This is a genomic window from Methylobacterium sp. XJLW (genome assembly GCF_003254375.1).
In the GTDB taxonomy this organism is placed as follows: Bacteria; Pseudomonadota; Alphaproteobacteria; order Rhizobiales; family Beijerinckiaceae; genus Methylobacterium; species Methylobacterium fujisawaense.
Window position 1 is genome coordinate 3,141,412 of sequence record NZ_CP016429.1, and the last position, 18,501, is coordinate 3,159,912.

Annotated in this window: 17 protein-coding genes; 2 read left to right on the forward strand and 15 right to left on the reverse strand. The window is 70.5% G+C overall.

What is annotated here, in order from left to right:
• Positions 1 to 154: 154 nt before the first annotated feature.
• The 3 genes from eda to A3862_RS14585 form a co-directional block, all read right to left on the reverse strand.
• Positions 155 to 790 carry a bifunctional 4-hydroxy-2-oxoglutarate aldolase/2-dehydro-3-deoxy-phosphogluconate aldolase gene (gene eda, locus A3862_RS14575; protein WP_170861869.1) on the reverse strand — a complete coding sequence of 212 codons (636 nt, stop codon included), beginning with the start codon at positions 788 to 790 and terminating at the stop codon, positions 155 to 157.
• Positions 791 to 812: 22 nt separating this feature from the next.
• The gene (edd, locus tag A3862_RS14580; protein ID WP_043350955.1) at positions 813 to 2,639 is read right to left on the reverse strand and encodes a phosphogluconate dehydratase; all 1,827 of its coding nucleotides are present in this window, start codon (positions 2,637 to 2,639) and stop codon (positions 813 to 815) included.
• A 339-nt stretch (positions 2,640 to 2,978) separates the two neighbouring features.
• The gene (locus A3862_RS14585) at positions 2,979 to 4,100 is read right to left on the reverse strand and encodes a type II asparaginase (protein ID WP_111473676.1); all 1,122 of its coding nucleotides are present in this window, start codon (positions 4,098 to 4,100) and stop codon (positions 2,979 to 2,981) included.
• Between the two features lie 170 nt (positions 4,101 to 4,270).
• Between A3862_RS14585 and A3862_RS14590 the strand changes: the two genes are divergently transcribed.
• Positions 4,271 to 4,489 (forward strand): hypothetical protein, encoded by a 219-nt coding sequence (locus A3862_RS14590; protein ID WP_043350951.1) that lies wholly within the window; start codon positions 4,271 to 4,273, stop codon positions 4,487 to 4,489.
• 103 nt (positions 4,490 to 4,592) lie between these two features.
• Here the strand turns inward: A3862_RS14590 and A3862_RS14595 are convergent, their stop codons facing one another.
• The 8 genes from A3862_RS14595 to A3862_RS14630 form a co-directional block, all read right to left on the reverse strand.
• On the reverse strand, positions 4,593 to 5,912 hold the full coding sequence (locus A3862_RS14595) for an MFS transporter (protein ID WP_043758780.1): 1,320 nt from the start codon (positions 5,910 to 5,912) through the stop codon (positions 4,593 to 4,595).
• 147 nt (positions 5,913 to 6,059) lie between these two features.
• Positions 6,060 to 7,460: a sigma-54-dependent transcriptional regulator gene (locus tag A3862_RS14600; protein WP_111473677.1), complete on the reverse strand. Its 1,401-nt coding sequence runs from the start codon at positions 7,458 to 7,460 to the stop codon at positions 6,060 to 6,062.
• Positions 7,445 to 8,908, reverse strand: coding sequence for a sensor histidine kinase (locus tag A3862_RS14605; RefSeq protein WP_043758777.1), 1,464 nt, complete (start codon positions 8,906 to 8,908; stop codon positions 7,445 to 7,447). The genes A3862_RS14600 and A3862_RS14605 overlap by 16 nt, the downstream gene beginning before the upstream one ends.
• Before the next feature lie 237 nt (positions 8,909 to 9,145).
• Positions 9,146 to 9,349, reverse strand: a complete 204-nt coding sequence (locus A3862_RS14610; protein WP_043382839.1) for a hypothetical protein — start codon at positions 9,347 to 9,349, stop codon at positions 9,146 to 9,148.
• A gap of 149 nt (positions 9,350 to 9,498) precedes the next feature.
• The gene (locus A3862_RS14615) at positions 9,499 to 9,852 is read right to left on the reverse strand and encodes a hypothetical protein (RefSeq protein WP_052083656.1); all 354 of its coding nucleotides are present in this window, start codon (positions 9,850 to 9,852) and stop codon (positions 9,499 to 9,501) included.
• A 72-nt stretch (positions 9,853 to 9,924) separates the two neighbouring features.
• The gene (locus A3862_RS14620) at positions 9,925 to 10,710 is read right to left on the reverse strand and encodes a YfdX family protein (protein WP_043349166.1); all 786 of its coding nucleotides are present in this window, start codon (positions 10,708 to 10,710) and stop codon (positions 9,925 to 9,927) included.
• Positions 10,711 to 10,902: 192 nt separating this feature from the next.
• Complete coding sequence (locus A3862_RS14625; protein WP_043758775.1) at positions 10,903 to 11,226, reverse strand: low molecular weight protein tyrosine phosphatase family protein; 324 nt, start codon at positions 11,224 to 11,226, stop codon at positions 10,903 to 10,905.
• Positions 11,223 to 12,200, reverse strand: a complete 978-nt coding sequence (locus A3862_RS14630) for an ATP-binding cassette domain-containing protein (RefSeq protein ID WP_043758773.1) — start codon at positions 12,198 to 12,200, stop codon at positions 11,223 to 11,225. Before A3862_RS14630 ends, A3862_RS14625 begins: the two co-directional genes overlap by 4 nt.
• Positions 12,201 to 12,707: 507 nt before the next feature.
• Between A3862_RS14630 and A3862_RS14635 the strand changes: the two genes are divergently transcribed.
• Positions 12,708 to 13,049 (forward strand): Hpt domain-containing protein, encoded by a 342-nt coding sequence (locus A3862_RS14635; RefSeq protein ID WP_043354763.1) that lies wholly within the window; start codon positions 12,708 to 12,710, stop codon positions 13,047 to 13,049.
• Positions 13,050 to 13,070: 21 nt separating this feature from the next.
• Here A3862_RS14635 and A3862_RS14640 read toward each other — a convergent pair whose 3' ends face one another.
• From A3862_RS14640 to A3862_RS14655, 4 genes are all read right to left on the reverse strand, one after another.
• Positions 13,071 to 14,312, reverse strand: coding sequence for a sensor histidine kinase (locus A3862_RS14640; RefSeq protein WP_043382849.1), 1,242 nt, complete (start codon positions 14,310 to 14,312; stop codon positions 13,071 to 13,073).
• A gap of 265 nt (positions 14,313 to 14,577) precedes the next feature.
• Entirely contained in the window at positions 14,578 to 16,209 is a 1,632-nt protein-coding gene (locus tag A3862_RS14645) for an ABC1 kinase family protein (protein ID WP_043382852.1), read from the reverse strand.
• Between the two features lie 543 nt (positions 16,210 to 16,752).
• A complete protein-coding gene (locus A3862_RS14650; protein ID WP_043354784.1) occupies positions 16,753 to 17,454 on the reverse strand; it encodes a substrate-binding domain-containing protein in 702 nt (233 codons plus the stop codon).
• A gap of 134 nt (positions 17,455 to 17,588) precedes the next feature.
• Complete coding sequence (locus A3862_RS14655) at positions 17,589 to 18,419, reverse strand: NAD-dependent epimerase/dehydratase family protein (RefSeq protein ID WP_043758771.1); 831 nt, start codon at positions 18,417 to 18,419, stop codon at positions 17,589 to 17,591.
• Between the last annotated feature and the right edge of the window lie 82 nt (positions 18,420 to 18,501).

The window sequence follows — 18,501 nt, forward strand, 5'->3', positions numbered from 1 at the left end:
TCGCCGCCGGACGCCAGCGTCTCCGGGACAAGCGCGATCTTCATCCGCCGCACCGGCTGGCGGCGACATCTATCGGGATCGGCAGGAGACGCCGGAGACGCCGCGGCTCTCCCTCCCCCGAGAGGGAGGAGGGACGCCCTTCGGACGCGGCGACTTAGCGGTGAGCTCCTGTCCGCAGCCCCGCAGCGGCCCGGGCTGCCTGCTCGATCGCCGCCGGATCGGGCGTGCCGGGCTTCACCACCCAGCTCCCGCCGACGCAGAGCACGGACGGGAGCGCCAGCCAGTCGGGGGCGGTCGCCTCGGTGATGCCACCCGTCGGGCAGAACCGCACCGCGCCGAACACCGCCGCGTGCGCCTTCAGCGCCTTGATCCCGCCCGCGGCCTCGGCCGGGAAGAACTTGAACCGGTCGAGCCCGTGATCGAGCCCGCGCATGATGTCGGCCGCCGTGGCGACGCCCGGCAGATAGGGGACGCCGTTGGCCTTGGCGGCGTCGGTCAGCGGGTCGGTGAGCCCCGGCGAGACGATGAACTCCGCCCCCGCCCTCAGGGCGTTCTCCAGGTCGCGGGGGTTGAGCACCGTCCCGGCGCCCACAACCGCGCCCTCGACCCGGGTCATCTCCCGGATGATATCGAGGGCGGCCGGAGTGCGCAGGGTGACCTCCAGGGCGGTCAGGCCGCCCTTCACCAGGGCTTCGGCGATGGGCCGGGCCTGAGCCACGTCGTCGATCACCAGGACCGGAATGACGGGCACGGAGCGCATCAGCGCGTCGATGCTGGTCAGATCATTCATGGTCGGCACCTCCTCTATGAACTCAGAGACCGGCGGCGGCGAGCATCGCCGAGGCGCCCCGCTCCGCCGTATCGGCCCCCTGGCGCATGAACGCGAACAATTCCCGACCGGTGCCCTGCGCCGGCTCCGGAGCCTCGGCCTCCGGCCGGGCGGCCAGCTCTGCCTCGTCGACCAGCACCTCCAGCAGCCCGTCCGCCGCGCTCAGGCGGACGATGTCGCCGTCGCGGATCCGCCCGATCGGACCGCCGCCCAGCGCCTCGGGGCTCAGGTGGATCGCGGCCGGAACCTTGCCCGAAGCCCCCGACATGCGCCCGTCGGTCACCAGCGCGACCTTGTGGCCGCGGTCCTGCAGCACGCCTAGCGGCGGGGTGAGCTTGTGCAGCTCCGGCATGCCGTTGGCCTTCGGGCCCTGGAAGCGGACCACCACCACGACGTCCCGCTCCAGCTCGCCGGCCTTGAAGGCTTTGAGCACATCGTCCTGGTCCGAAAAGACCCGGGCCGGTGCCTCGATGGTCCGGCGGTGCTCCTCCACGGCGCTGGTCTTGAACGTCGCCCGGCCGAGATTGCCCTTCACCAGCCGCATGCCGCCATCCGGCTGGAACGGGTTCGCGGGCCGGCGGAGCATCGCGTCGTCGAGGCTCTCCGGCACGGCGTCCTCGAAGACCAACTCCTCGCCGGCGAGCTTCGGGTCGCGGGCGTGGTCGCGCAGCGACTGGCCCGCCACGGTGAGGATGTCGTCGTGCAGCAGGCCGGCATCCAGCAGCGCGGCCATGACGAAGCTCATGCCGCCGGCCGCGTGGAAGTGGTTCACGTCGCCGGAGCCGTTCGGATAGACGCGGGCGATCAGCGGAACCGCGCTGGAGAGGCGATCGATATCCGCCCAGTCGATCACGATGCCGGCGGCGCGGGCGATGGCCGGCAGATGGATCGCGTGGTTGGTCGAGCCGCCGGTGGCGAGCAGGCCGACCGCGGCGTTCACGATCGCCTTCTCGTCGACGCACAGGCCGAGCGGCCGGTAATCGTTGCCGGCTGCGCCGATCTCGGTGAGCCGGTGGATCGCCGCCCGGGTCACGGCCTGGCGCAGCTTGGTGCCGGGATTGATGAAGGACGCGCCGGGCATGTGCAGGCCCATCATGTCCATCATCATCTGGTTCGAGTTGGCGGTGCCGTAGAACGTGCAGGTCCCGGCGCCGTGGTAGGAGGCCGACTCGGATTCGAGCAGTTCCGCGCGGCCGACCTTGCCCTCGGCGTAGAGCTGGCGGATCCGCTGCTTCTCCTTGTTGGCGAGGCCGGAGGGCATGGGCCCGGCCGGGATCAGGATCGTCGGCAGGTGGCCGAAGCGCAACGCGCCGATCAGCAGGCCCGGCACGATCTTGTCGCAGATGCCGAGGAGCGCCGCGCCGTCGAACATGCCGTGGCTCAGGGCCACCGCGGTGGACAGGGCGATTGTGTCCCGGGAGAACAGCGACAGCTCCATGCCGGTCTGCCCCTGGGTGACGCCATCGCACATGGCCGGCGTCCCGCCCGCCACCTGCGCGGTGGCCCCGCGCTCCCGGGCGAACAGCTTGATCTGGTCCGGATAGCGCCCGTAGGGCTGATGAGCCGAGAGCATGTCGTTGTAGGCGGTGACGATGCCGATGTTCATCACCGTCCGCTCGTCGCGGATCGCCGCCTTGTCCTCGCCGGAGGCCGCGAAGCCGTGGGCGAGGTTGCCGCAGGCGAGCTTGCCGCGCCGGACCCCCGACTCGCGCTCACGGGCGATCAGGTCGAGATAGGCGCGCCGGGTCTCGCGGGAGCGCGCCACGACGCGCTCGGTGACCGCCGCGACCTCGGGATGAAGCTCGGTCATTCTCGTTCCTCCAGGCTCGGTGCCGACGGGCGCGGGGCTGAGGCCGTGATTCGGGCTCGGTCCGGCGGCCGCGTCGGTGGCTGGTATCTAAGGAGTGCACCGCGGGATGTAACCCGGGCGGCGCGCGGGAGCGCCCGGCCATTTCGGGAGCCGGCGTCCAATTCACGGCCTCATCCTGAAGCGCCGGGGCGCTCCAGGCATCGGGCGGCTCGCCGGAGCGCTCCTGCGAGGCGACGTCGCCGCACCTCAGAATGAGGCGCGGCTGATGGGACCGCCCAGGTTGCAGCGGCGCCGGAATCTGCGCCTGCGACCCGGGCGGCACGCGTCCGTCGCCGATCCTCAATACTCCCAGAAGATGCGCTGCAACTCCTTGGTGTCGGTCGTCTTGGTAAGCGCCACGGCCGCCAGGACCTTGGCCTTGGCGGGGTTCAGATCGTGGGCGACCACCCAATCGTACTTGTCGTCGGGCTGCTCGGCGTTGCGCAGGACGAATCCATCCGGCACCCGTGAGGAACGGATCACGAGCGTCCCCTTGGAGCGGATGTCCTTGAGCTTGTCGACGAGGTAGCCGGGGACCGAGCCGTTGCCGGTGCCGGCGTTGACGATCGCCTTGGCGCCCGCCTGGACCTCGGCATCGTAAACGCCCGGGATCATGTTGCCCGAGCCGTAGACGATACCGACCAGCGGCAGGCTGTCGATCTGGTCGATGTCGAATTCGGAGCTCATGTTGTGCCGCTTCGTGAGCGAGCGGAAGAAGTAGGTCTTGCCCTCGACGACCATGCCGAGCGGGCCCCATTGGCTGTAAAAGGCGCTGGGCACGATGTTGGTCCGCTTGTTCACGTCGCGGCCGGACTGGATGTAGTCGTTCATCGTCACGGTGACGCCCTGGCCGATCGCCTCCTTGCTGGCGGCGACCGTGACGGCGTCGAGCAGGTTGAGGGCACCGTCCGCCGAGATCGCCGTGCCCGGCCGCATCGAGCCGACCACCACGATCGGCTTGTCGCTCTTCACCACGAGATCGAGGAAGAACGCGGTCTCCTCCAGGGTGTCGGTCCCGTGGGTGACGACGACGCCGTCGACGTCATCCTGCTTCAGAAGCTGGGACACGCGCTTGCCGAGCTGGACGAGCTGGGCGTCGGTGAAGCTCTCGGAGGCGATCTGGAAGACCTGCTCGCCGCGGACATTGGCGATGGTGTTCACCTGCGGCACGGCCGCGATCAGCTTCTCGACCGGCACCTTAGCGGCCGTGTACGTGGCGCTGTTGGCGGCATCGGCGCCGGCGCCGGCGATCGTGCCGCCGGTGGCGAGGATCACGACGTTCGGCTTCTTCACCGCTGCGGCGGTGCCGGACTCGGGCATCTCGCGGGCGCCGAGGGGAGCCGCCCCGAATCCGCCGGCCAGGGCCAGGGCGAAGATCGCTCCGCGCAGGGGTAGGGCCGCACCGCTTCGGCAGGAGAACATCGGAAATCCTCGATGATGGACGGGAGGACGAGTCGGACTCGACGCGGGGATGGTAGCCGCGCCTCGGTCCGAGGCAAGGATCATGCAGGGCTCGGGCATGCAGGGCGCGGCGGATCGTTACGCCCGCTCGGGCGTTAGTTAGGGTTGTTGTCCGCTCGGAGGTAAGCCCCATGCTGAATCTCGCCGGCCTGCTCGAGGAACTCGAGCGGAGCGAGCCCGCACGGGCCGCGATGTCGATCCTTGAGGCGTCCCTCGCCCGCCGCTCGGTAGAAGAGCAGGGGGCCTTCTGGCGCGCCGTCGACATCTACTACGTCTCGCGGAAGGCCCCGCCGGAGGCGACCGACCCGGCTACGGCGACGGCTGCGCCGGAGCTGGCCGCGGTGTCGTAAGGCCCGGCCGACAGGAACGGCGCCGCTTTCGGCTTCGCCTGCGGCGCCAGGCATCGACACGGACGGCAGAAGCCGTCGTGGCTTCGGGGTCGAAGCGCCGCGTTCAGGCGCGCACCGGCACAGCCGGGGTCCTGCCCCCGCCGCTCTCGGGCTCGCTGCCCGCGCGCACCGCGCCACGGGTCTCGGGCATCAGTGCGAAGTACAGGACGAAGCCGAGCGCCGCGATGGCCGCCAGCGCCAGGAAGGCGGTGGAATAGCCGGCGGACACGATGATGACGCCGGCGAGCGTGGCGCTCAACGAGGCGCCAATTCCCTGCGCCGTGGCCACGGCGCCCTGGGCCGCGTTGAACCGGCCGCCACCGCGGGTCAGGTCGGCCACCACGATCGGGAACAGCGCGCCGTAGACGCCGGCGCCGATCCCGTCGAGGAGCTGCACGCCCACCAGCCAGAACGGGTTGTCCGACAGGGTGTAGAGCACGCCGCGCAGCGCCAGGATCCCGAAAGCGGTCAGGAAGATCGGCTTTCGGCCGATCACGTCGGCCTTGGCGCCCACGAAGATCGCCACCGGCACCATCACGCATTGCGCCGCCACGATGCAGACCGCGATCAGCGACGTCGCGTGGTCCTTGCCCGACAGGTGCGTCAGCAACTGGCCCACGGAGGTCAGCATCGCCGCGTTGGCGAGGTGGAAGATCGCGCAGAGCACGGCGAACAGGAGCAGCGCCCGGTTCTGCAGCAGGGTGGCGAGGCCCGAGGGCTTCTCCTGCGCCTGCTCCTCCTCCTCGGTCATGCCCCGGGCGAGGTCGTTGTCGATGGCGTCTGCCGGCACCATTAGCATGGCGCCGATCGAGAGCGCCGCCAGGATGCCCATCAGCCAGAACACGACCACGGGCCCGAAGAAATAGGCCAGACCGCCCGCCAGCGCGGCGGAGACCGCGTTGCCGGCATGGTTGAAGCCTTCGTTGCGGCCGATCCGCTTGGCGAACATTTTCGGGCCGACGAGGCCGAGGGTGATCGCGGCGAGCGCCGGAGGGAAGATCGTGCCGGCGACGTGGGCGATCGATTGGGTGGCGGTGACGAGGTAGAAGTTGGTGATGAACGGCAGGACGAGGCAGCTCGCCGTCACCGCGATGGCACCACCGATCACCACCGCGCGCTTGTGGTTGGTGGCGTCGATCAGCGCCCCGGCCGGCGTCTGCGCTACGAGGCCAAGGATCCCCGCAATGGTCATCACGAGGCCGGTGGTGGCCTCGTTCCAGCCCTGGTCGGGACCGCGCACGGCGATCAGGTAGATGGCGAGGTAGGGGCCGAGGCCGTCACGCACGTCCGCGAGGAAGAAGTTGAGCGCGTCGAGGCCGCGCAAAGCCTTCGCGGAGGTGGTCCGGCTGCCGCGCGCGCCCGCGCCTGTCTCGATCCTGTCCATCCCGCCGCGATCCCCCGACCGACGGACGGCCCGGTCCCGATCCGGGCCGCGCCGTCGCATGCGGGGCTCGACGCCCGCGCGTGCCAACGGTTCCCGGCCGCGGCAGTCCTCACGCCGGATGTGAACGCTTCTCCGGTCCCAGAGGCGTCAGCTCGGGTCGATGTCCCGCGCAGCGTCCGGATTCCCGACAGCTTCTGTCGTCTCTTCCGACAGATCGGCCCCTGGCGCAGCGAGGCCATAGCGCTCGATCTTGGCGTAGAGGAGCTGCCGCTGGATGCCGAGGCGGCGGGCGGCGCGGGCGCGGTTGCCGTCGGCTTCGCGGAGCGCGGCGGCGATCATGGTCCGCTCCAGGCGGGCGACGGCGCCGGGCAGATCCCCGGCCAGCCAGCTGTCCGCCGTATCGCCGCCACGCCGGTCGGTCCGCATCGCCGGCAGGTCGATCGCCTCGGCCGCGATGGCGCCACCGCGCACCAGCATGGCCGCCCGCTCCACGACGTTGCGCAACTCCCGGACGTTGCCGGGCCATTCGTAGGCCAGCAGGCGCGAGGCGGCTCCACCGCTGAGGCGCTTGCCCGAGGGCACGAGGAAATGCTCGGCCAGGGGCACGATGTCGGCGAGGCGCTCACGCAGGGGCGGCAGGGTGATCGGCACGACGTTCAGCCGGTAGAACAGGTCGGCCCGGAACCGACCCTCGGCGACCAGCTGCGGCAGATCGCGATGCGTCGCCGCCACGAGGCGGACATCGACTCGGGTGGACCGACCCCCCAGCGGGGTCACGACGCAATCCTGGATCACCCGCAGGATCTTGGCCTGCATCGCCGCCGGCATGTCGCCGATCTCGTCCAGGAACAGGGTGCCGCCCTCGGCCTCGTGGAAGGCGCCGGCGCGGTCCGCGATCGCGCCCGCGAAGGCCCCCCGGACATGGCCGAACAGCGCGCTCTCCAGGGCATCGGCCGGGATCGCCGCGCAGTTCACCGGGATGAACGGCCGCGCGCGGCGCCGCGAGAAGGCGTGCAGGGCCCGGGCGACCTCTTCCTTGCCGGTGCCGGTCTCGCCCTGGATCAGGATCGTCGACGCGCTGTCGGCGACGAGGCCGATGGTCTTCTGGATCTTCCGCATGCCCGCGCTCGATCCGATCAGAACCGGATGCTCCGGCGGCGGGGCGGCGCTGCCCGGATCGAACCGGGCCTCGCGCAGCATCGCGTCGAGCACCGCGGCGAGGTCCGCGCGGCCGATCGGCTTGGTGAGGTGGTCGTGCGCGCCGAGGCGCATCGCCTCGATGGTGTTGGCCGGGCTCGCGAAGGCGGTCAGCACCGTCACGGGCGGGGGCTCCGGCAGGGCACGGATCCGCTCCAGCGTGGCCATGCCGTCGAGGTCGCCGGGCATGCGCAGGTCGAGGAGCACCGCCGCCACCGGCCCCTCGTGCAGCCGCGCCAGCGCCTCCGAGCCGGACGCGACCGGGACCGGTGTATGTCCGAGATCGGTCACCGTCTCGGTGAGCCCGTCGCGCAGGGCTCTGTCGTCGTCGACGATCAGGATGGTTGCCATGGCAGATCCAGGACAAAGGTGGTCTCGGGGGCGTCCGCGACCAGCCTGGCCTCGCCGCGATGCGCCAGGGCGATCTCGCGGACGATCGCGAGGCCGAGGCCGGTGCCGTCGGGCCGGCTGGTGACGAAGGGCTCGAACAGGCTGGCGCGAATCGCCGGATCGATGCCGGCGCCGGTATCGGCGACGCTGAGGCGCAGCCGCAAGGCGCCGTCGGCCGTGAGCCGTTCGGCCCCGAGGCGGATCCGGCCGCCCGGCGGCGCGTGCTGCAGGGCGTTCAGCAGCAGGTTGTCGAGGGCCCGGGCGATCTGCGCCCGGTCGAGATGCGGATGGTCCGTGGCGGGTAGTCCGTCGGCGGCGATCGCGACCCGAACGGAGCGCGCGTGCGCCAGATCCTCGTGCAGGTGCGCGCATTCCGCCAGGAGGGGCGCCACCGGCGTGGGAGTCCGGTTGAGCGCCCGCGCCTGCGTCAGGTTGAGGAGGTCGCGCAGCAAAGTGTCGACCCGGGCGATCTGGCCGAGCACCGTCTCGAGGGCTGAGGCGGCGCGGTGCGGATCGCCGCTGACCAGGGCGTTCTCGGCCTTCAGCCGCATCGCCGCGATGGGATTGCGGATCTCATGGGCGATGCTCGCCGCCAGCCGGCCGACCGCAGCCAAGCGCTCGGTCGCCACGATGCGGGACTGCGCCTCCCGCAGCCGACCGCCTGCGGCGTTGAGGGCGTCCACCAGCCGGTCGAGCTCCCGCTCGCCGGTGCGGTCGAGATGCGGCAGATCCTCGCCGTCCGGGCGCGGCGCTGCGAGTGCCGCTTCCAGGCGGGCGATCCGCCCGGAGAAGCCGTACAGGAACCAGCCCAGGAAGGCCGCCGATCCGAGCACGGTCGCGGCCAGGAAGCCGAGCCCGGCGAGGAAGCGCGTGTAGGTCGGGCCGTCGTTGACATGCGCCCGCGCCATCGCCCACGCGGTGAGGCCGGCCTCCGGCCCGTGCAGGGGGCAGGCCTGGAGCATCAGCACCTGGGTCCGGCTCGGCCGGCGGTCCGAGACCGCGTGGTCGACGCGCAGGGCCTGGGCGTTCAATGCCGCGATGGCGTCGTGCTCGGCCGCCGGAAGGTCGGTCTTCGGTCCGGTCCCCTCGTAGGTCGGATAGGCGTAGGCCACGGACTTGCCCGAGGCGCTCCAGATCCCGCCCTCGATGCCGGGGAAGCGCGCCAGCGCGGCGGACACGGTGCCGACGCGGTCGCCCTCTGTGATTCCGCGGCCGCGGGCGCGGACCAGGGCGGCGTAGCGGTCGATGATCTCGCGGCAGGCGCGCCCGACCGCGAGATCGGCCTGCGCCACCTGGACGCCGGTCGATTGATTGTACACGCCGAACATCAGGTAGGCGGTCGCAGCCGCGGAGGCGAGCAGCAGGACCCAGAGCGCGAGCAGCCGGGCGCGCAGGCTGTAGGCCGTCACGACGAAGTCCGACCGGGCATGGCGCTGGCTCCTGCGGCGGCGCCGTGCGCGCCCGGACCCATCCCTAAGCCAAGGCCCGGCCCGGTGACCACTCGAAGACCGCACGCGGGCCGCGATGCCGAGTGCCCCCGCGCGCGAGCCGTCCCGAGCCAGGCCCGGGACCGCCGGGAGAGGAGCACCGCGTCCGGTGTTCCTCTCGGTAGCAAGACAGTCAGTCGTCGACGGGAACGCGACCGCTCACTTGCGGTTCGTGATCAGGCTGTCGACGTTCTTGTTGGCTTCCTTATTCTCCTTCCGCTGCATCGCCACCTCGTGCTTGGTGTCCTTCATCGACATCTCATCACGCTTGCCCTGGGGCATCTCCTTCGGGGCCGCCAGAGCGGGCGTGATAGACCAGACGCAAGCCAGGCAAAGAGCAGCGCGTGCCGTAGTCTTGAACATGATGCCTCATCCATTCAATCGATAGTGCAGGACGTCTTGGAGATGTCGCTGGTTCCTCATGCGTGGATCACGGACGTGCGATCCGTTGCGGCGTCCGTAGCGGCGTCGACCTGGCGCGTGCAGGCGGGCGTCGCGCGGATGCCGTCGTCTCAGGGCGGACCCGATGGGTTGACCGGCAGCGCGTCGCTTCCGAGCTGCAGGCAGGTCAGCATCGCCACGTAGGATGGGGCGCCGCCGATCTGGCTCTCCACGGCACAGGTCCGGCGCTCCGCCACGTCGAACGTGGCCCAGCGCCTGATCAGGGTGCGCCGCGCGGCAGCCTCGTCGGACAGGCAACCCCGGTAGCTCGCCCGATCGACGGCGCTGGATCCCGCCCGGTGCTCCGGCGCGCAGATCGCCCGGATATTGAAAACCGGAACCCCCGACGCCCGCGCGGACGCCGTCAGGGTTCCGCCGAGGAGCAGTTCGAGTCCCAGGACGGTCGAGATCCAGAATCGCCGCACGCGACCCTCCCGTGTACGTGCCGACCGGGCCGCGCCTGAGATCCATCGGGCGCGGCCATCATCAGCGGTCGTTCACTGGCCGGTCTTGGCACCCGCGGTCGTGCCCGTGGCCTGCGGCGCGCCCTTGTCGGCCGCGGCGGCGGTCGCCTTCTGAGGCACCGCGACCGCATCGATCACGTCGAAGCGCATGTTGTCCTGGGCTGTCTTCAGAGCCGCATTCGCTTCGTAATACTTGCCCTGTCCGATCAGCGCCGCCGCTTGGTCGACATTTGCGATGGTCGTGTTCAGCGGCAGGACTGCCATCGTGAAGTTGACGTCGACATGGGCGAGCTTGAGTTTCTCCAAGGCGCCTTTCTGGTCACCCTGTGCGAGGTTCTTGTTCGCCTCGGTCACCGCCGAGGCCTTGGTGGGCGTGGCCACGAAATCGTCGCCCAAGGTCAGCTGCGCGTCGACAGGCACCCAGGCGACCTGCTCCTTGGAAGCCGGCTTGGCTCCGGCCTTGTCCCCCGGCGCGGTCGCCTTGTGAGCGGCCATGTCGGCCGGCGACTTGAGCTCGGCCTCGGCCTTGGTGAACACCGCGTCATCGGACTTGGCCTTCGCGAAGGCCGCCTGAGCCTTGGCGATCATGTCCTTGGCTTGGCCGGGATTGGCCTCGAAGATCGCGAGGCGGGTAAGCTGGAGATCCCTGAAGCCCTGCGCGCCGTCCTTCGAGAGCTTGCCGACATCCTTGTCGATCGCGGTCTGGCTCGCGCTGACCTGCGTGCCGTTGTGCTGGGCCGCCTGCTCCGCCGCGTAGGCCGTTCCGCCGACGATTGTGGTGAGCACGAGGGCCGCAACCATGGATTTATGGTAGGACATAATGAAATATCCCTCTATTACCGGAGAAAAGGCCTTCATCTGCATTGGCCTTATTCATTCCGTGTTCAGATAATAGACCGGCGATGATTTGGTGGCATGTCCGCAAGATTAAAAAACGGCAATGCGGCTGCCGGCATCGGACATCGGACGGCGATCCCTCGGCGGCGTCGCGGGTTCCTCCGCGGCGCGCGCTCAGCGCGGCAGGAAGCGGGCCGCGCGCGCTTCCAGCAGGCGGACCAACGCGGGCGCCATGAACGCGTAGGCGTCGGGGACATCGAGGCAGACGAGGCGGACCCCGCGCAGATGTGCCCCGAAGCGCCGCATCAGCTTGCGCCGGTGCGCGGGCTCCATGACGACGACGATCTCGGCCCAGGCAAGATGGTCGACGTCCACCGGCTCGTCGGCGTCGGGCGACACGCCGGCGCTGGCCGTCTCGATCCCAGGGACGCGCGCGAAGATCCGCTCTGCAGTCGGGCTGCGGGCGCGCGCCCGGCCGCAGACGAACAGGATCCTCACACGCCCTCCGCCAGGACGGATTGCCGCTCGAACAGGGCCCGATACGCCCCGTTCGGGCGACGCTTCAGGGTGGCGTGGGGGCCGTCCTCGACGATGCGGCCGCGGTCGAAGACGAGGATGCGGTCGAGGGCCCGCACCGTCGACAGCCGATGGGCGATGACGATGGCGGTGCGCCCGCGCATCAGTCGGATCATGGCCTCCTGCACCAGCGCCCCGGATTCCGAATCCAAACTCGAGGTCGCCTCGTCGAGGATCAGGATCGGCGCATCCGCCAGGAAGGCGCGGGCGAGCGCCACGCGCTGGCGCTCGCCGACCGAGAGCTTGACCCCGCGCTCGCCGACCAGCGTGGCGTAGCCCTTGGGCAGCCGCCCGATGAAGGCGTGCGCGTTCGCGAGATGCGCCGCCCGCTCGATCTCCTGCGCCGAGGCGCCGGCGCGGGCATGGGCGATGTTCTCGGCCAGGGAGCGGTGGAACAGCACCGGTTCCTGGGGCACGATGGCGACCTGAGCCCGCAGGCTCGCTTGGCTCGCCGACGCCACGTCCTGTCCGTCGATCGCCCACATGCCGCGGGAGATCTTCCGGACCGTGGAGCCCGAGAAGGTGTTGGCGTGCCACTCCGTGGAGAAGCGCTGGACCCGGCCGAAGCCGTTGCGGACGATGTCGCTCATGGTGTGCAGCGAGAGCGGCACCACCAGGCTCCACGCGACGTGCCGCAGCACCGCGGTGGCGAGGCCGAGCCCGGTCATCGCCAGGAAGGCGGGCCACGCCGCCTCCAGCGCCGCGCGGCGCTCGCTGCCGGAAAGGGCGTCGACCAAGCGGCCCGCGTAGAGCGGCAGCAACACTTCCGCCAGGGTGACGAGCGTGATCGCGCCGGTAAGACCGGCGACGAGGGGCCAGCGCCTGTGCCAGCTGCGGACGACGAAGGCCAGGACGCGACGGACCGCGTCCGCCTGCCGGGGCGAGGACAGAGACATGCATGTGCCCGACGCGGGCAGGCGTCGGCTCCGAGCGACGCGGGCGCACCATCGCGAAGGATGCGCGCCGGCGAAATGAGACGGGCGTGTATTCAGGAGCGCCGGGCAGCGGGGCCGGGCGAAAGCGGGAAGCGTTTAGCCGACCCGCACGGGGGCGCGGTCAAGTCCTGCGGGGAGGACGGCAAACACAGCACTCATGCAGCTCCCTCCCGATGCCAGCGCGACAGTTCCCAGGCTAGGAGAGCCCGAACTGATTCGCAACGCGCGGCGCACGGTCGTGCCAATGTGGGTTGCGCCGCGCCCGGAACGCTTCTCAGTCGACTGGGCGGCCGCCTCGCGCCGACCGGCGCGCCGGGATCCGTCCCGATGAGGGCGCCAACCGGTCACGCTTTGTTGAAAAGCTGACGCAGGCCGGTGTAAACATGTCTGTGCAAGTCTGGCCTCTGGCCAACGACCTGGTTGCGCGCTTCTTGATTGCTGCGACGCATCCGCAATTGGAGACGGACGGTGTCGCACTCCCTGGTGGACCGGGACGCGCTCGATGAACTCACGGCCGTCATCGGCGCGGAGAAGCTCGTCGGCCTCCTCGACCGGTTCGTCGTCAGTCTCACCACCGCCTTCGAGGGGCCGGATCGCGCCAATGACGATTACGGCCGCGAGGCGCATACGCTGGTCTCGATGTCGGGCATGCTCGGCTGCGCCGAGCTGTCCCGGGCCTGCCGCGGTCTTGAGGAATCCGCCAAGGCCGGCGACGATCTGACTGGATCGCTGATCGACCTCAGAACCCTGCGCGACCGGACGATCGCGGCCCTCCGGGACCTGCGGGCGCAGACCCGGCTCAGCGCCTAGCGCCGGGCAGCAAAGTCCGGATCAGGCCGCCATCACGGCGTCGAGGGGCGCCTCGAAGGTCAGCACCGCGCCCTCGCGGGGATAGCTCAGGTGGGCGGTCCCGCCGAAGCTGTGGGCGAGGCTGCGGGCGATGAGCCGGGTGCCGAAGCCCGTCCGGGTCGGAGGCGTGACGGGCGGTCCGCCGCTCTCCTCCCACCGGAACCGGAGCGTCTGTCCGCCCGCCGCCTCCGCGACGTTCCAGGTGATGCGGACCCAGCCTGCGGCCACCGACAGCGCGCCGTACTTGGCCGCGTTGGTCCCGAGCTCGTGCAGCATCAGCGCCAGGGTCATGCCGTGCCGCGGGCCGAGCGTCAGATCGGGGCCGGCGATGCGGAAGCGGCCCGCCACGCCGTCCCCGTGGAGGGACACGGCTCCCTCGACCAGGCCCGTCAGTGAAGCCCGGGCGAAGGAGCCCTGCAGCAGGACGTCGTGGGCCTTGGCCAGGGCCAGAAGCCGCGCGGCCAAGGCCTCGCCGGCCGCCTCCAGCGAGGGCGCGTTGCGCATCGTCTGCGTGGCAACGGCCTGGACCATGGCCATCGTGTTCTTCATCCGATGGGCGAGTTCCTGCATCAGCAGCGTCTGGTTCGCCTCGGTCAGCTTCAACTCGGTGATATCGCGTGACACGGCCAGGATGCGCTCGGGCCGGTCCGGTGCCGCGCCGATCGGCGTGACGGCCACGTCCCACCACCGGATCGTGCCGCCGGTCTCCGACTGGGCCTGAAACCGGCTCGGGCGTCCGATCCGCGCCCGGTCCAGGGCCGCGGCCACGGCCTCCCGATCCTCGGCGCGCGTCCAGGCCTCGATCCAGGGCCGGCCGATCGCCTCCGCCTCGTCCGCGGCGGCGGACAGGGCCGGGCCGTCCTCGCTGGCGGTGATCAGGCACCCGTCACGGTCCAGCAGTTCCAGGAAATCGTTTGTTGCTTGCTGTGACCCCGACGGGAGCAGCCGGTCGGTGGCGCGTGGTGCCATCGCCGAGCCGAGCCCGGAAGTTCCCCGGAATGTCGGCCTGTGCGGCGTCGCAATCCATTCGGCCGCCAGGCGCCCGGCTTCAACACGGCTCGCCGCTTCGACGATCCGACCGAGCCGCCGGCTCCGCTGCCGTTCCCGGTCCGCCTGCGTTGTGGCCTGGGAGAGCAAGTGGCGCAGGCGGATGTTCTCCGCTTCGAGCGTCTCGACGTGGCACTCCACCCCGTCGATCCGCGGCCGTACGATGTCCGCATCCATCGCCCGCCTTCCCCCCTCGTCGTCGCGACGGGGCGCCCGTGCAAGGCGCACCGCCGGAGGTCTCCCGATCACGCGGCGCGGCGACGCGAAGTCGGAGCCCGAGCGGCACTGGCGGTCTGAACCGCTTCTGGTGCCGTCTGGCCACTCGCAGCCAAGCGAATCGCTGGACGTGTCACGCTAGCATGGCGCGCGGGATAATCAAACGAGTACGGTATTCGGTCGCAGGTGAGACGGTTTTAATCGCCGAGTGCAGGCGCGAAGACGGTTACTTATTTCGCATCAGCAGCACGAGCCAGCCGATCCCCAGGATGAAAATAATTAATCCGATCGAGACGAAGACGGGGGTGCCGAGGTCGATCAGCCGGGGCGCGAGCTGGGTGGCGAAGGCCGCAACCACCAGGGCCACGGCGACCCGCGCGGCGGCGCGCTCGATGCCGCGGGTGACCTTGTCGAGGCCCTTCACCTCGATCTCGACGGTGACGCGCCCCTGCTTGAGGCGCACCAGCATCAGGTGGATCAGGGTCGGCAGCTCCGAGGCGGCGCCATACAGACCCACGCCCAGAGCCTCGGCCTTCTGCTTGAGGGCCGAGAGCGAGAACTGCGTCTGCATGCTGGCGCGCACCGTGGGACCGGCGGCGGCGAACAGGTCGAAGTTCGGGTCGAGGTGGCGCATCACGCCGTCGGCGGTCACCAGCCCCTTGAACAGGATGGCGAGGTCGGTGGGCATGGCGAGGTCGTTCTCGCGGGCCATGTTCATGAAGTCGGTGAGCACCAGTCCGAGATTCAGCGGAATCGACGAGTGGCTCTCCACGAAGGACTGGGCCGAGACCTGGAGGCGGGTCAGGTCCGGGTTGCTGGTGCCGGTCCAGTCGAGGAGCACGGCCATGAGGCCGTCGGCATCCTGCTTGAGCATGGCGCCGATCAGCACGAGCAGCTGCGAGCGCCGCCGCTGCGACAGCCGGCCGATGATGCCGAAATCGATGAAGCCGATCTTGTTGCCGGGCAGGGCCAGCATATTGCCGGGGTGCGGATCGGCGTGGAACACGCCCTCGATCAGCGCCATCTGCAGGAACGCGTCGGTGCCCTTCTGGGCGAGCAGCTTCTTGTCGATGCCCGCCGCGCGCAGGGCCGCCTCGTCGTTGGGCGGGATGCCGTGGATGAAGTCCTGCACCAGCACGCGCTCGGAGCAGTATTCCCAGTGGATCTTCGGGAAGACGATGTCGTCGCGGTCCTCGAAGATCTGGGCCAGCAGCTCGCAGTTGCGGGCCTCGTTCAAGAGGTCGAGCTCGCCGTTCAGCCCGTCGGCCAAATGGCGCATCTGCTCCCGCGGCTGGTAGCGGGCCATGTCGGGCCACTCGTTCTCGACGATGCGGGCGCCGTGCGCCATCAGACGCAGGTCCGCCTCGATGATCTTGCGCAGGTTCGGTCGCAGCACCTTGACGATCACGTCCTCGCCGGAGTGCAGCCGTGCCCGGTAGACCTGGGCGATCGAGGCTGAGGCGATGGGGTTGGTGTCGAACTCGGCGAAGACCTCGAAGGGCGAGCCGCCGAGATCGAGTTCGAGCTGCGGGCCGATCTGCTCCCACGTCACCGGGACGACCTGGCTGTGGAGCTTCTGCAGTTCCTCGGTCCAGGCCGGCGACAGGAGATCCGGCCGGCTGGCCAGGACCTGCCCGAACTTGATGAAGGTCGGCCCGAGCGCCTCGATCGCCCGGCGCAGCCGCTCGGGCTCGGACAGACGGGTGACGTCGACCCGGGGCTGACGGCGCGGCACCAGCGGCAGGTAGCGCAGGCCGAGCCGGTCCACGACGCGGGTGACGCCGAAGCCGATCAGGATCGTGGCGATCTCGGACAGCCGCTGACGGTCGCGGGCGGCAACGAAGGCTGTCTTCAGCATGAGTGGGGCGATCCGGTCGGACGGGATTGGGCGTCCGGACAGCACGAGCATAAGGACTTTTTTGCGGTCGCGAACCCCGGGAAGCCCGTCGCGGCCGAGAGAGCCGTCGCCGCAGGCGTCAGGCGGGGGCGCGTTCCCGATCCTTCCGCCCGTGCAGGATGCGGACGATCAGGAGAGCCGCGCCGTCCGCGACAGGGTCGATCCCGTGCGCCTGTGAGTGGGGGCGCACGGGCGGTTCGACGTCCCACTGTCCAGGCGCCGTTCGGGGATGGGATGCCGGCATCCGGAACGCGTCGAACAGGCCGTCGCGGTGGCGCCCGCCGCGCAGGCCTCGGCGACGCTGTCCTGATCGCGTCGGACCGGGTCGCGCGTACAGTCACTCGCATGCCTTTCGCGGCCCGTATCGGCTGCGCTTCGGTTCCAGGCTCCATGGCCTCTGGATGGCCCCGGGCAGCGAGACGTTCATCCGGCCCCCCTGCGCTCCGGGGCAGGGTGTGCCGACGACGATCAAGAGCTTGACCGGATCCGGCCGCGTCGTGTGTTTCAGAAGGCGGGCTCCAGCCCGCTCGCCCGGTACGCCGCAGCCGCCGCCGGCGTCGTCAGGCCGGCCAGGAACCGGGCGGCGCCGGCCCGGTCGGTCGCATCGCGCAGGATCGCGGCCGCGAAGGTCGTCACCTCCTGCACCGGCTCGGGGAAGGGGCCGACCACCGCGATCCCCGGCACCACCATCAGCTCGCTGATCTGCTGGACCGCGATGTCCGCCTCACCGGAGACGAGCTTCTCGGCGGTGAACCCCTGCGGGATGATGGTCGCCCGGGCGTTGACCGCGTCGGCGAGGCCGAGCCGCGGCAGCAGGCCGGCGAAGTAGATCCCGCTGGCCCCCGCCCGGGAATAAGCCACGGACCGCGCCTCCACGAGGGTGCGTTTCAGCGCCTCGACGCTCGTGATGTCCGGATGAGGAGCGCCCGCCTTGACGGCGATGCCGTAACGCGAGCGGACGACATCGACCCGGCTCTCCGGCTCCACGCGGCCTTCCGCGATCAGCCGGTCCATGGCGTCCGACAGAACCACCACCGCGTCGGCCGCCTCACCCTCGGCGAGCGCCTTCATGATCACGGTGGTCGGCGCCCAGTGGATCGCCGTCCGGCCACCCGCAGCCTCGCAGGCCGGGATGACATGCGCGTCGAAGGCGCCGCGCACCACCAGGGCGCATTTCAGCCGTGTCACCGTCTGCGCGTCTGCCATGTCGTGTTCCATCGGGTTGCGTGGGCGACTGTCGATCCACCGATCGGATGGCCGCTCCCGGACGCTCCGCGCCCGGACTTCATCACGATGCGGCGTCCGGATGGGCGTGCCGTCGCCCGGAAGCCTGGGCGCCGTCACCGCGGTGGCGCAGCCCGTGAATAATCGATCCCCGCGAACCCGCCGCCCTGGTAGCGCTCGACCACCGGGTCGCCGCTGGTCTTGCCTTCCAGAGCCGCGACGTAGGAATCCGCGCTGTCTTGCGGGGTCCAGCCGATCACGGCGCGCCCGTCCCGCCGCCACCATGTCATGCGGCTGTTGTTGGACGCGGCCCAGATCACCACCGAACCGGCCGGTCCGAGGCTCGGCGCCAGGGTGGCGCAGGCGATCAGCCGGGTCAGGTCGGCGTAGGACAGCCAGGTCGCCAGCATCCTGGCGTCTGTGGGCTCCGGGAAGCACGAGCCGATCCGCAGGAAGACGCTCTCCACCCCGTGCTTGTCGCGGTAGAGGCCGCCCATCAGCTCGCCGTAGGCCTTGGACAGGCCGTAGAAGCCGTCCGGCGCCAGGCTGGAATCGTCGTCCAGTACCGCGGAGCGCGGGTGGAACCCGATGGCGTGGTTCGAGGAGGCGAAGATCATCCGCGCGCCCTCGCGGCGGGCCGCCTCGTAGACGTGGTAGAGGCCGCGGATATTGGGGCCGATCACGGTCTCGAACGGGTGCTCCACCGAGATCCCCCCAAAGTGGAGGATCGTGCCGCAGCCCTCGGCCAGCCGCAGGATCGCCGGCCCGTCTTCCAGGTCGGCAAGCTGGAAGCGCGCCCCCGCGGGCAGGGGGTCGGGGAAGGGGACGCGGTCGGTGAGCCGGAGGGTCCATCCCTGTTCGCCGAGGGCGCGGGTCAGCACGCGCCCGAGCGCGCCCGAGGCTCCGGTCAAGAGGACGGGTTTCTGCGGGACGGTCTCGGTGGTCATTGGATGCGGCTCCGGAGAGCGCTCTCGGCCGACGGTGTCCTCGGTGCGGCGTGGGAGAACGCGCGATCGATAGGGATAGACA